Source organism: Chimaeribacter sp. YP20170169 (genome assembly GCF_056739715.1).
In genome coordinates this window covers 1,880,094-1,894,371 of the sequence record NZ_CP176824.1, presented here as the reverse complement: position 1 = coordinate 1,894,371, position 14,278 = coordinate 1,880,094, and the positions used below count along the sequence as shown (strand labels likewise).

Annotated in this window: 9 protein-coding genes and 1 pseudogene; all 10 read right to left on the bottom strand. The window is 52.5% G+C overall.

Annotated elements, in window-relative coordinates:
• Positions 1–193 precede the first annotated feature (193 nt).
• Positions 194–1,786 carry a type VI secretion system protein TssA gene (gene tssA / locus ACK3SD_RS08425; protein WP_481127443.1) on the bottom strand — a complete coding sequence of 531 codons (1,593 nt, stop codon included), beginning with the start codon at positions 1,784–1,786 and terminating at the stop codon, positions 194–196.
• Positions 1,786–5,235, bottom strand: coding sequence for an ImcF-related family protein (locus tag ACK3SD_RS08420; protein WP_481127442.1), 3,450 nt, complete (start codon positions 5,233–5,235; stop codon positions 1,786–1,788). The genes tssA and ACK3SD_RS08420 overlap by 1 nt, the downstream gene beginning before the upstream one ends.
• Positions 5,222–6,211 (bottom strand): hypothetical protein, encoded by a 990-nt coding sequence (locus ACK3SD_RS08415; protein WP_481127441.1) that lies wholly within the window; start codon positions 6,209–6,211, stop codon positions 5,222–5,224. The genes ACK3SD_RS08420 and ACK3SD_RS08415 overlap by 14 nt, the downstream gene beginning before the upstream one ends.
• Before the next feature lie 137 nt (positions 6,212–6,348).
• Positions 6,349–6,606 (bottom strand): PAAR domain-containing protein, encoded by a 258-nt coding sequence (locus tag ACK3SD_RS08410; RefSeq protein ID WP_481127440.1) that lies wholly within the window; start codon positions 6,604–6,606, stop codon positions 6,349–6,351.
• A gap of 13 nt (positions 6,607–6,619) precedes the next feature.
• Positions 6,620–9,064, bottom strand: a pseudogene (locus ACK3SD_RS08405) (T6SS phospholipase effector Tle1-like catalytic domain-containing protein).
• Positions 9,052–9,582 (bottom strand): Tli1a family immunity protein, encoded by a 531-nt coding sequence (tli1a, locus tag ACK3SD_RS08400; RefSeq protein ID WP_481127439.1) that lies wholly within the window; start codon positions 9,580–9,582, stop codon positions 9,052–9,054. The pseudogene ACK3SD_RS08405 and the gene tli1a (ACK3SD_RS08400) overlap by 13 nt, the downstream one beginning before the upstream one ends.
• Before the next feature lie 110 nt (positions 9,583–9,692).
• Positions 9,693–10,226 (bottom strand): Tli1a family immunity protein, encoded by a 534-nt coding sequence (gene tli1a, locus ACK3SD_RS08395; RefSeq protein WP_481127438.1) that lies wholly within the window; start codon positions 10,224–10,226, stop codon positions 9,693–9,695.
• A gap of 114 nt (positions 10,227–10,340) precedes the next feature.
• Positions 10,341–10,871 carry a Tli1a family immunity protein gene (tli1a, locus tag ACK3SD_RS08390; protein WP_481127437.1) on the bottom strand — a complete coding sequence of 177 codons (531 nt, stop codon included), beginning with the start codon at positions 10,869–10,871 and terminating at the stop codon, positions 10,341–10,343.
• A 256-nt stretch (positions 10,872–11,127) separates the two neighbouring features.
• Positions 11,128–11,910, bottom strand: coding sequence for a toxin Tle1 chaperone Tla1 (tla1, locus tag ACK3SD_RS08385; RefSeq protein ID WP_481127436.1), 783 nt, complete (start codon positions 11,908–11,910; stop codon positions 11,128–11,130).
• A gap of 2 nt (positions 11,911–11,912) precedes the next feature.
• Positions 11,913–14,276, bottom strand: a complete 2,364-nt coding sequence (locus ACK3SD_RS08380; protein ID WP_481127435.1) for a type VI secretion system Vgr family protein — start codon at positions 14,274–14,276, stop codon at positions 11,913–11,915.
• Positions 14,277–14,278 lie beyond the last annotated feature (2 nt).

The following is a 14,278-nucleotide window of genomic DNA, read 5'->3' as shown; positions in this document are numbered from 1 at the left end:
AATGGTCAAAGAATGGGACAGGTAAAAAATAGGGCCAGCTTATAACGCCCTATTTCTTAACTGCCTCCCTTATTAAAAGGCGCTTATTGCAAATGGCTATATTCAATAACGGGGGTTCAACCCTGCCACTTTCCTTTTATATAAAAATCTTGAGACGCTGAGGAGATAAAAAAGGCGTTACGAAATGGGAGCGTTATCCACACAATATGGCCGCACGTGCTGGATCAAGCGCAATCAGGCCAGCCAGCAGCGTATCCATCTCTGGTTGTAGATGGATTTTCTCCGCGTCATTGCGGCTGGCTTTCAAGCGCAATAATTTCAGGCGGCGGGCTTTGATCTCAAATATCAGATCCGGCGTCCAGTGATAGAGGGTCAGGGAGTGCGCGGCCGTATCGAGATCCCCCAGCAGATGCAATGCCATCTCATGTTTGCCATGCTGCTCCGCCACGCGGGCCATCAGCAGGCGCATTAGCCATTGATGGCGGGGCGATGTCATGCCCGGTCGCGACTGGAGCCAGCTGAGCGCGGCCTCAATGCCATCGCTGTCCGCCATCGCCAGCATCTCCGGTTCAAGGCCAAGGATCTCATCCGCGGCGGGCAGCGCTGCCATTGCCGGCTCATCTTTCCAGAGGGGCATGTCATTCAGGACGTGCTCGTGGATCCAGTGCTGCGTCACCTCGTCGGCAAAAGGCGATCCGTCATTGAACAGCCGCTCCTCCAGACCGGGCAGACGGGTAAGTAACCCTTTCATATCCCTGCAAATAATGTCGGCCCGCACACGGTTGTTATCCATGCCAATCAGCGCCTGCCAGAGATACCACTGCACGTCCAGCCACAGGTGGTTTCTTCCTTGGGCAAAAAAGCTGTCCGCCTGTACCAGCAACTCTGCCCAGTTGCGCTCCAGATAGAGGCGCTTGAGATGGGCGCGGTGCTCGATTTTGGGTGGCAGGATATGCGTCAATTCACTGGCATTGAGCCGCGGAAGCGACGTCAAGGTATCCCAGCGGACGCTTTTGACCAGATGGTGTGCCGCCAGCCAGCCATCTTGCTGCTCCTGGAGATACTTCGCCAGCATCCTGACCTGATTGAGCAGTGCGCCTGCGGAGTCTACGGTTGAGGCGACCGGGGTAAAATCGGCCAACGCCGTAGAGGACTGCGCCTCTTTCGCAGCGTCTGATACGGGATTACTCAGGCTGCCGCGCGGTAACTGCCGGGTTTCCAACGCCTGATAAAGGGCAGAGAACTGGGGACGCTCCTCGGGTGGCAGCGACTGCATAACCTGCTCAATCAGTAACAGCGCGCCGGTGATACGTTGCAGCGTGGCGAGATTGGCGTCACTGTGCAGCGACAGGCTATTGAGGATGCGGTCACTGCACAGCCATTCCAATGCCGCTTTGCGGCTACGCTCGCGTTGCGGATGCAGCTGTACCGTAAAGCGCTGTAGCAGGCTCGCCAGCAGCGTCAACCCTTCCGCCAACCCGGCCTCGCCCTCCTGATGTAGGCGTCCCCATACATAAAACGTGGCGACTCGCAGATCTTTACTTACGCCGGTCAGCAGTTTCTCAGCCAGGGTACAAATTAGCCCGGCATCAGTACCCGTCAGTTTATTTAACTCTTCGCGGATACGTTGAAAGTCATCCTGATAGGCAGGATCTTCCCCGGTAGGATAATGAACACTCACAGGCATAAGCCAACGCTCCCATTTTTCACACTGGGTGATGGCCTGCTGTATTAATTGCCCTTTATCTTTCTGACAGGCAATAATTAAATTTTGTAATGACACCATTACTCTTCTCCCTCTTGCTTGTTACTTTCCATATTATCTTCCGGCAACTGCAAATCGCTCTCCATGGCAATAGTGAAAATCTCTGCTGGCAGAGTGAATTTGCGAAGCTGCAATAGCGCCAGCGGGCCGTTTTCCAATTGCGAACGTAATACCCATTGCAGGGTCTCCCCCTCTGGCGTAATAAAATTCATCATCCACTGGCTGTTATCCAGCGGCTGGCGTTTGCCTGACTCCAACCAACGAATAAAACCCCAAGTACCGGTATAATCCCCCAATAATTTCGCGCCAGCATCCAGGGGTGTCCAGGTCAGCATAGTGCCGGGTTTATAGGTATTTCCTGGCCAGCGGAAAGTCTGCCAGTCGGCCATTTGGTTAAAGTAGTGTAATTTCTGCCCGTCGATGGTCAGCTCCGTTTCCACGACATTTGCCGCAGGCCGCGCCTGAAGCTCGAAGCTGATGCCTTGATTGCCATCGGTGAACAGAATGTCCGATAACTTACTCAATTGGTTAATCGCACTGAGAAACGCGGGATTAAAGGTCAACCCCTGACTATGGGCGCTGTCTGGCACCCATTGGCTGCCCTCTTTATGCAAAATGCCTCCCAGCTCCTGCGCCAGAAAACGCTCTATGCGCCCGGTATCCTTGCGAATAAATTCCGCCAGCATCGGCAATGAGGCTTCGCTTTTGCTGACCGCAAAGGGATAGCGGCCCTCAAACGCCGTCTGCCAATGATTCACAATCGCCCGATGCCATGTGTCATTGAGGCTGGCGGCAGAGGGTTGCAGCACCGTTTCCCACGCTTGCGTCAGCGGTTGTACAAACATCGTCTGCCCAAATCCGTTCCACTCTTCACCAAGGCTGGCGGCAATCAGGCTGCCGTACTGCTGGGTGTCAGTCAGGTCAACGCTTTTTCCATGGAATACCGTCTGCGCCAGGGTCTGCATCATCTCCTGGGGGTCTGGTGCATTGGCGACCTGTTGCAGGCGCAGCCTGACGCGGGTAATCCGCGTCAGGTAGGTCTGCAAACTCAGGCTGCTGTCCGCTGACATTACGCTCTCGGCTTTGTTTTTGCCCATCAGAGTCAGCAGTGGGCCAAATGTCTCATCCAGCGGCCCGGCTGGCCCTGCAACGCTCTGGTCGATAACCGGCTTATCACTGCCCTGTATCAACTCTTTTGCCGATTTGATGACAGACTCCGCCAATTTCGCGTTTTTTTGCCCAGCCTGTCCCTGCCAGGCCAGGGTATTCATCAAAGCAATCAGGGGGGATTGGCGCACATCGCTCATCAATGTCAGCTGGTCTGTGACATCGGCAATATTATTGGCTGGATTCCAGCGCAAATTATTCAGGAAGTTGAGCCAGCTTCCGGCAAAGTCAGTGAAGTAGCGCTCCCTAAGCCGTGCCTTCAGCGCTTCCGGCGAGACCTCCGAGGAGAGGCGTTGCTTACTGTCACTCAGCACCCAATCAATTTCATCACGCCGTGAGTTAGCTGCTTTTTCAATCGCCTGTTCAATTTCACCCTCCCATGCCTGACGGGTGAACATCCCCGGAATGATCTCATTGGTGGCAAATAGCCGCCGGGCGTCCGTTCCGTTGGTCATGTCATCCAACGTGACATCCGCGAAATTGCGCCGCACCGATTTGAGCATGTTTTCGTACAGCGTACTTTCTGCGTTACGGCGGCCAATCTGTTGCAGCAGTATCTGGCGAACGTGCAAGACCAGCGCCATGTCTGGCGTAATTTTCCACTGCGGCTGGTGGGAGAGTTCCGTAATCGAGAAAGCCCAGAGATCCGGTGACAGGCTCTGCCATAAGGCGGTCGAGATCCCTGGATAAGTCGGCTGTACGGATTGCATGGTTTGCACATAAAACGCCGCATCCACTTTATCCGGGCGTGACATCATCAGCCATGCCTTCAACTGGTCGTAACCCGGCTTGGCCAGTTCCGCACGCAACGGACTTTCGGGCGGCAGGTTTGCCAGCTTAGTCAGCCTCTGCCTTAACGCCTTCTCTGCGGGATCCCGTATTAAACGGTTATTCAGCACGCCATACCAAGGCAGCATGGCGTTCAAGAGTGCCTGATTATGATTCAGGCCAAAACGCTGATACCAAGGCGCGCCGTGCTGGAGCTGATGTTGCAGCCGGCCGGCATCATTGCGTAATGCGTGCAGGGCCGTAAGCTGCCCATCGGTGACTGCCCGCTGCGTTATCAGTGCCTGGGTTTTATCGGCCACCGAGACAATCTGTGCCCGGTTCGCCATAAACGAGATCAGCAAGCCAGCGCACCCTACCCCCATTGCCACCATCATCGCCGTTGCACAGGCCCTTTCCCATGCCATGCCCACCCGGCGGCCACGAAGGCGGGCGCAGTCATCAATTACCCCTTGCCAGGAGAGAGGGAGCGCCAGGGCGTGCGACGAGGAGGGCACAGCCGGTGCCACTGCCCTCTCCACTTGTTCCGGCAGTGGCACTGGCTCTGCCAGACTGAACATCAGGCCGCGCAACGGAACACGCTGCTGTGACACATATAGCCAGGGTGCCAGATGGTTTTTCCAACCCTCAATCCCGCCCTGTTCAAGCTGCTGGGCAAGGCGCAACAAAAAATCGTGGGCAAGATGTTCAGCAACTTGTGCCAGTCCCTGCGCGCGCAACGACGGCAGCAATGTGCGAAGTTGTTTTTCTATGTCGCCCGGCGTTGCCCGAACCGGCCACGTCGCCCCCACGGCTTGCTGCACTCGCTCCGCCTGCGGCCAGACGCTGGCGCACAGCTGCCATAGATAGACAGGCGGTTGGTAGTGCAACACTTCGCCAATTTTCTCCAACCCACGTAAATCGCCGTCACTCAGTTGCGGCGTCAGGATCTGCTCCTCACCAAGCACGCGCACAATTCCATCCAATGGACGGCCCCGACGTAACTTGCGCAGAGCCGCATATTTTTCCACCTCCACGTCACCCGCCAGCGTACCGCCATAGATCAGGACGGTACGGCGCCCCTCTAGCCATTGTTTGGCACGCAAATCCGGTAGCAGCAGCGTAATGGCGTTATCATCGCCGGTAATCAGCAAGATCCGAACTTTCCTGCGCCAACCTGTCCGGTAACGCTTACGTAGGTAAGTGGCAATACTATAATTCAGCGTTGGCTGGGCTTGGGTACGCTTTATTTCTGATGTTTCACCCGCGCTATTTGCACCTCTTTTGACACGATTCCTTATCCATAATTGATTGGCTATAAAAATCAGCATCGATAAACATGCCAGCGCAATCCAGCTAATCGCGCACACGATTAACAGTGAACGAATAACGGACCAGTCAGTGGTGGCGTGTTCGGCAAAAAGCCAATACAACAGCCCAGCAATTAATATGAATAGAGTGAGTACGGTGATAACGAGCATCCCCGTGGGGGTTATAGAGATGCTTGGACGTGGTGCGTTGGGTTTATCCTTTTCCATGAGGCTTAACAATTCCAAGTGCAAAAGTATGTTGAGGATCAGGGGCTATCCAGCCACATGGCTGGTTCTGCTGCCGGGCCAATATTGCTGCCAATGAAATAACCACCAATGGCTCCATATCACCCACCTCGCCCCAATAGTTGTCCTGATGATGTTGGTTGATATTCCAGCTACAGCCAGCCAGTGCAGGCAGATGAGCATGGGCAAACAGAAGACAGTCATCCGGTGCAACTTCAAGGCCGCTTTGCTTGACGGCACGTTCACACACCTCCTTGAGCGCTTCATTGGCCGAAGCATCAAAGACCTCGCCGCGGGGCATGACGACATCCCCCTTCGCGCCGATAAGCCAAAGCACCGCGGACTCACCGGCAGGCAACGCGCTATCATGTGCTGGGGGGCATGAACGACATCCAGCCACCAGAAAGTGCTGCTGCTCATCAGCACGCAATGATGCAGCAATGCGGGAGAGCGTGGCCTCCCCCTGCCAAGGCTCTGCAGAGGCAGGCAATAGGGCGTCTGGAAAGGAGATGCTCATCTGTGAGCAAAATACCCGCCAGGCATCATCACTGCCGAGCCAGAAACAACCGGCCAAGGGAGGAACCGGCCCCTGGTGCTCCTTTTGCCATTGCAGAACCAGTGCGTAAGCCAGTTGCTGCTCGCGCTCAGACACATCCGCAGAAAATGTGCGCGCAAGGCGTAAGGTTCTACCACCGGCCTCCTGCCTGACAGCGGGCGTCCGCTGCTCGCGGCGTAATAACCGTATCCAGTCGAGCGCATGGCACCCCGACGGCCCCATCAGACATATTTCATTGAAAGCCAACAAACTCTGATGTTTCTCCCACCAGATATTGCATTCACGCTCTACTTCACTGTCCCAGACGATGCAGTGATGCACCGACACCCGGTAATAAATCAGGCGGCATAACCACAGTGTGCCGGTGATCGCCAACGTGAAGAGCATGGCAGCAAAAATCATGCCGCCATCCTTTACCCCTTTTTGGAGTAACGTAGTGCCGCCCCCTGCCAGCAGATTTAGCACTGCCCCGCTTGTAAGCCACTTTTTGGCGTCCGGGGGCGTTGCCGTTCGCCAGTGTGGGAATTTAGGCAGCGGTCTCACTGTTCAACTCCACAGTCAGCGAGCGAACTCACCAATGTGCACCCACAGGCGCAGCGGTGCCCATGCAAGGCAATAGGCTTACCATCAATTTCAGACAACGCACTGCCTTCAATAATGGTGGTCATGCCATGCTCATAGCATTTAACGGCATCACCTTTAACCGCGACTCCTTTACCAAAACAGAGGGCGTGTCCTTCCAATACTTTGCCGCCATACTCCCGCAACGTATCGCCCTGACGAATTATCTGTTTCATCCTCTCTTCCTATTCAGGTATGGCTCATCTCAAGTGATGTTTTATTTATTGCGCGGATCACGGCTTTTGCCCTGGCCAATTTCAGCTCATTGACTTTGGCGGTCTCTGTTGCCATCAACAGGCCGGGTTTGGTGGTAAATGCGGTCAGCTGTGCGGCATCAGGCGTTTGAGGGATAGATTGGCCCGTGATATAGTCCATGGCCTTAACCTCCAACGTATACGCGCCAACAGTGCCTACCAGACCTGCCAGTTTCTCGGCATTCCCTTTCTGTTTGAAGCTGAATATGACGCCCCCCACCAATGTCGCTGCGCCCACAACATTGCCGGCTATGGTCAATGGCGACAGTGCCTTATTACATTCGCTCCCGAAATAGACCATGCGGTAGCGGAAGTAACTGCCAAATGGCTCACGACAACCGAAGGAGTAGTGCATAAACCAGGCTCGGGAATCATGCACCTGATCATCAAAAAGCGCCCTGACCAGTCCCGCAGGCGTGTCTGCATTACTGGCCTCCCCTTGGGCGGGAAAAAGGATGGATACCTTTTCATCGCCCGCTGCTTTCATTTGGTAGTACTCTTTAGGCTCATCGTCGCTGTTCAATAAATAAATTGCATGCTGAGGAATATTCTCAAATATAATCTGTGGGAAGCTGGTGGGCTTACGGGAGACGTTTCTATAATCTTCGCCAAATTCATGTGCTGCCTGAAGGAGCTGGGTCTTGGCGAGATCCGGATCAAAGTCTTTCACTCCGGGTTCCAGCACGGCCTCTTTCGCCTCCTCCGCAGACATACTTGCCAGCGCATTCTCACGCCGTGCTCTGACCGCACCCTGATCAAGTTCACGTCGGACTTTAGATGTGTCCAATTTCGCAGGATCGTCGTGATCGTTTGTGGCATTTTTATAGAAGGGCATTTTCAGCAGGGTGGATTTCGCATAGCGATCAATTCGCCAGGCGGTGATCCATGCCAGCTGATTTTCAAGCTCCTTCTCCAGCGTGAGGCCAGATCGGAGTGGGCGATACTCCGAGGCCTGTTGCTCTGTAACAGGCGTTGTATCTTTTGGCTGCTTTAAGGTCAGCTCACGCCATGCGTTAAAGCGATTAATAAGGGTGGCATTAATTGCATATTCCCTTAAAACATCCAATGGAAATTTTCGCCATTCATCCTTACTTAAATTATCCGGTAAAGCTTCATCTGGCACCTTAAATGGTGCTCCTGAATTAAAAGCCTGACAATACATATCATGCAGAGTAATTTGTGAAAGCAGTTGGCTATCGCTTTTATCTAAATAAATGGCTTTGCCCTGATCCCCTGGTGGATATCCCCCGCCAATATCTGAATGCATCCCCGGATAGATAACTTCTATGCTATTGGCTGGATATTGGCCATTGCTGCGGCGAATGGAGTCCAATGGAAAACAGAGTCGCTGCTCATGGGCAGAGACCAGATGCACGCAGTGTTTAATCAAGCCGCCATAGGTATGCTCATCCGGTAACGCCTGGTTTCCATCTGCCCAGGCCATATGCCCTTCCGCTATTGGTGCGATATGCGGCACCCCAACTGAGGCCACCGTCTCCAGCAGGCCAAGAAACTCTATACTTAGTGGGATTTTGACATCATCGACCTACAAGCACTGCTCCGCTTTGCCGCCATTTTCAGGTTGGGGTAATAACTCACTCAACCATGTGACAAAGGCGCGGGCCGCTGCCGCCCCCCGTGAAAATCCATAGATATAGAGCTTGATACCCAGCAATCTTGACTTCCCCGGCTCCGACTGTGTCAGGGCAATTTTTAACGCGGAGTCTTTATTTAGATTTCTTAACTGGTTGGTAAACTCTTCATGCCGGTTGTAACTGCCCATCAGACCAAAGGATGCTTTGGAGGTGCCCATTCTTTTTATTGAATCGCGACTTTTACTATTGCTTATCCATTTTCTTTTCAGGGAAAATTGCAATGCATCTACAATACGCAGCAGTGCCCAATTGATACGATCCTCGCCCCTATCGGCAAATGCCAACCCATAAGTGGAGTAGTCCAGATCATTAATTTCCGGGAAAGGGGCACCCACACCAGGAATATAGTATTTAAAATATTTCCCTAAAACCATATCGCTTTGATCAAATAGCTCTTCACCGCCAACAACCCCGCCCGCAGAGCCGCTACCAATGGTAGACCTGAATAGTCTGGCAATATTGGTGGGGTGTTTGGGTTCTGAGCGGTAGAGATCGTTATTTAAATTATTCCCGGTTCCATCAAAGAATAAACTGATATGCAGTGTTTTGCAGCATGGAGGCTCCACAATACGCCCCTGACGCTCACACAGCTCATTACGATAATTGCGCTCCTGGCTCTCTTGCTGATGGCAGTTTTTCCCGACCAGATCCGCATAGGAGGGTAATCGGCCTTCAACAGGAAACGCGGGTGGATACCAAACTGATTGATGCATCATTTCGGACATACTTTTGGCTCCTCCATTTTAAGCGGCAATTTAACCGGATAACTTTCATGATTTGGTGCCCAACAACTGGTTGTCACTCTGACATCATCACAAGGCAGGAAATGCACGGTGATACCACAGACTTCCTCACCGGTATAATCTGGGACAGGTACGGTTTTACTGTGCTGGCGGTTATTCGCACTCATTTTTTTATACCAAGCTTCGTATTTTTCATAATCAGCAAAGCCAGGGAAACCTTTAGTTGAGAATTCACCACTTTCCCAATCAATTCTTACCGTCATTCCCGGCCGCCAACGCCCAGGTACGCCATAGCAGCAGCCGCCTCCGCCGCCATCAAAGGGGCCAATGGCATCAATGCCTGACTGGCCGTTAACGCTGAAGTGGTTAATCGCCCATTTGGTGTGATTAATGGCCCTGATCGTTCCGCCACCGCCGCCTGTATCTGCGTGCACGGTGTGCTGGCTACAGCCAGCCAGTAAAATTACGGCCAGCAAGGTGCTACTTAGAATTATTTTCATATTTAAGTCCGGGTTGTTTAATTTTTATTTAGATAATTACTACTCATTCAATGAGACTGATATTTTGCGCTGTGAATTTATTAGAGAGTGACGCGATGATGAATAACTTCTTACCCTTTCGGGCATACTTTTGGCTCCTCCATTTTAAGCGGCAATTTAACCGGATAACTTTCATGATTTGGTGCCCAACAACTGGTTGTCACTCTGACATCATCACAAGGCAGGAAATGCACGGTAATGCCACAAATTTTTTGACCGGTATAATCTGGGACAGGTACGGTTTTACTGTGCTGGCGGTTATTCGCACTCACCTCTGTTACCCAGGCTAAATATTTTTTTCTGTCTGCAAACCCCGGAAAACCCTCAGTAGAAAATTCACCACTTTCCCAATCAATTCTTACCGTCATCCCCGGTTTCCAACGCCCTGGCACGCCATAGCAGCAGCCACCTCCGCCGCCATCAAAGGGGCCAATGGCATCAATGCCTGACTGGCCGTTAACGCTGAAGTGGTTAATCGCCCATTTGGTGTGGTTAATGGCCCTGATCGTTCCGCCACCGCCGCCTGTATCTGCATGCACGGTGTGCTGGCTACAGCCAGCCAATAAAATTACGGCCAGCAAGATACAACTTAGAATTATTTTCATATTTAAGTCCGGATTATTTTCATTGCGTTATTTAAATAATATCTTAATTAAACTGACGAATTAAGGCTTGCGTTTATTAGCATGACGATGCAGCGTAAAATAATCTTCTTATGCTTATGGGCAGACCTTTGGCTCCTCCATCCTTAATTTTTCTTTGATGGGATAAGAGGGACTACCATAAGTGAAACAACTTGTTGTTACTTTGACATCATCGCACGGCAGGAAGTGCACGGTAATGCCACAAACCTCCTGACCGGTATAGTCAGGGACAGGTACGGTTTTACTGTGCTGGCGATTATTCGCACTCATTTTTTCATACCAAGCTTCATATTTTTCTGAATCCGCAAAGCCCGGGAAACCTTCAGTAGAGGCCTCACCGCTCTCCCAATCAATTCTTACCGTCATTCCCGGTTTCCAACGCCCTGGCACACCATAGCAGCAGCCGCCTCCGCCGCCATCAAAGGGGCCAATTGCATCAATGCCTGACTGACCGTTAACGCTGAAGTGGTTAATTGCCCATTTGGTATGGTTGATGGCTTCAATTATTCCACCACCTCCGCCACCCGTTTCGGCCTGCACGGTGTGCTGGCTACAGCCAGTTAGCAGGAGTGCCACGAACAGCACACCTGAAATTTTTGTCTTCATGCTTTTCCCTATTACTTAATTATTTGTTGCGACACAGACAGCATCAATAGGTAACGTCAAGGTATCCAGAGCAGCAGAAAATGGCACATCAAGCCATATAAAAAAATACATAATAGCCTAATTCTATTGACTTACTTGTTCCTTCATAATATTCCCGATAGCATCCTTCCATATGCTTAACAAGTGAACCACAACCGCTCAGTAAAAATGACAATGCTATTACACTCACTTTTAATAATCTCACTGAACCCACCTTCTATTTGATTGCATAATCTTTATCTTGGGATAACAGGTTAATTACCCACGTGTCTCGTGCCTCTTCGAAGAGTATGCCTTCACGTGTTGCTGCCAACATGGCATGGCAACATGCAGAAAAAGCGTCCTCTTTGGTTGGAAAGGATGCTTTTAATGAGGGGTTGGCATTCAGTAATCTCTTTGCATCACTCAGGCACAACATTTTCTCAAACTGTGCATCACTAAAGGTGATATGCGGTTGAGGCATATTTTCGTCGACAGTGCGCCCTTTGCCTTCAAAAAATTCAAAGGCACCATCTCTGTTCATCCAACTCCAAAACGCTGCGGGCTGCTGCAACTGATCCTGCTCTTTTTGATCCAGAATGGTGGAAAAATAGTAGTGGAAAACACGAGCATCCCAGAAGCGGAAAATTCCTTCCCGCCCTTCTAGCTCGGCCTTTACGCAATTTTTTAACCATGTCTTAAGCGGAGAAAATTGCCAGAACGAGCCAACTGCCATTAATGGCGCGTGTTGTGAAGTTTCGTGTGCCAACTCATAAAGCCAACGAACTTGTTGCTGTTCTGTAAGCTCAATACGCATTAATAAAGGTGCATCTTCTTGATATATATCTTCAGGCAAGCCCTCATACAGAGAACCCCAAATCATTTCAGCCGAGAAGCCCTTAAGGGCAGGAATAACGGAGAAGTCCACGCCACACTGGTCAATGATGATATCAATATAATCTAGTGTCATTTCCTGACAGGCGCGAAGAAGCTTATCCAACCAGAGTGCACTGTTTCCCATTATTACTCTCCTCTTACAACAAAGCCTTGCGCTCGCTGTTGCGCGCGTTTCATGCACTCTTTACAGATGGATGACGGCAAATCCGGTAGCGGGAAATTATTGCTGGCAGGGCCGGCCAATCGGTGTAGTCCTTTCAGGCTTAATAGACCCGGCCCATGAATTTCAATTTCACCCTGTGGCGTTAAGCGAATATAGGCACCGCCACAACCTAGCGTGATACCGTTTTTGGCTGTGAGCTGTATGTGCCCCTGTGTAGATTGGAGAGTGACATCACTTAATGAGGTGAGGGTCAGCGTATCTGCATGAGACTCCACTGCCAGCGGCCCTTTTGCTGATACCAGCCGCAATCCCTCCTTATGTGCCAGCATGGAGATGGCCTGGCTGGCATTCACGGAGTAACGCTGCGACGAGGTGATGTTTACCTCGCCCAGACTTTGCAGATAGAGTCCTTTTCCGCTGTGCAGCAAGGTACTTTCCGGGGTGACGACAGCCGCGCCCTCCGGTGCCGACATGAGTAAAGCCGCGCCTTTCAACTGACTGGCGTTATGTACCAACCTACCAAGAGGGGCTCTTTCTGGCGAAACGTTATGGTGTGTCTCAGCGATGCTTCCCCACTCTGTGACCTGATTCAATGCGCCTTTCAGTAAGCTGATCGCAGGTTGCATCTCCAGTTGCTTACCCTGCGCAGCAGGTTGCCCATCAGCGCTGATGAACAGCCCTTTCTCGGCCCGGATGGCACCCCAAGCGTCTGTTCGGAGTTCAAATCCCTCCCCGCGCTGCTGTTTTTCGCTGTCTACCAGGTACCCAAGATTCAGCTGACTTTTGCCGCCGTACTCGGTGGATATTTTGATGTGCTCCTGACCGCGCGTATCATCCAACCGGATTTTATTGTTCGCTGGCGTGCGCAGTACATTGCGCTTGTAGTTTCGGATAGTGACGTGATCCGGGTGAACGGAGTCATGCAACACACCCGCGATGTAGGGCCGATCCGGGTTGCCATCCTCAAAACCAATGGCGACTTCGGTGCCAGCCAGTAGCGGCAGATGCAGGCCGTAGGTATTGCCAGCATAGGGGCGTGACTGGCGTACCCACAGGCTCTCAAAGCCGCGTTTCCAACTGTGCCGGTCAAACAGCATATTGACACGGTAGCGGCCCGCTTTATCGATGTGGCCATAGAGATCATTTTCTGTGGTACTGGTGACGCGCGCGGGCAAAGTGCCCGCCATGACCGGACGCGCGCCCGGCTCGGGCCGGAAGCCGTAGTCAGCGGTTGCAGGCATGGCGTCAAAATGGATCAGCAACTCCCTATCCCGCCGCGCAGAGCGGATCACGCCGGTGATGAGTACGCCCTGGCTGAAAACATCGGCGACTTCATGGCCGCCAGCCACCTTTAATACCTGTCCGGGTGACAGCGTCACGTAACTTGTCACGCCGCTCAGTTGGGTCTGATTGTTCAGGTAGCGCTCATGCCGCAGGCGGGCATAGAAAGCACCGCTCTCTGGTGTGGAGGTTGCTCCTGCCGTCAGGTAGTTATCTGCCCAGTGGTAGGCTTCGCCGTAGGTGGTCACGTCATCCCCGGGGGCCTCCGCCCGGGCGTTCATCTCCTCTGTCGCCTGACGGTAGTTATAGTCATGGGTACTCACCTGCTTTTGTACCACCTGATGGTGGCTTTTCATCTCCCAGACCGCCTCCACGCCCCGGTCATGCTGCCCGGAGGGCGGCACCGAGGGCAGCGTCAGCGCAGGCTGATACCCCTGCTGGCTGTCATAAAACTCCACTACGTCGATATGCAGGCGGGTATCGGTGGTAAAGCGGAACCAGATCCCCACCTCCCCCAACAGGCGGGTAATGAAGTGCAGGTCATCCTCGCCATACTGCATCACCTGCTCGCGGCGTGGGTATTCGCGCGTCAATGAGAACAGGAAATCCTGTCCGCGCATGTTGTGCCGCTCACGCAGGATGCTCTCCACAATTTGCGGTACCGACATATCCTGGTAAATGGCGTTCTGGCGCGAGCGATCAAGCAGGGCCAGCCGGGGTTGGAGTGTCAGGGCATAGTGCGTCTGATCTTTCGAGGTGCTGAAACGCTCGAACGCCGTCACTACCCCCTGCACCACCCGAACTGGCTGCTGAAGCGTGATGCCAAGCCCCTGCGCCACGGGGGCCTGGAGCGTCAGGGAGGCTGACTTCATCAGCATTGTGTTACGGGTGATGCCATGATCAGGGCTGGTAAACTCAATGCGATAACTGAACGGCTTACTGAGATGCTCTTGTCCCTCAAAGGCCAGGACATCCAGTTCGGCCGGGCTGTCGCGTACGGCAAGCAGATGACAGTTATGGCTAAAACTGATCGGCTTCTCGTTCATGG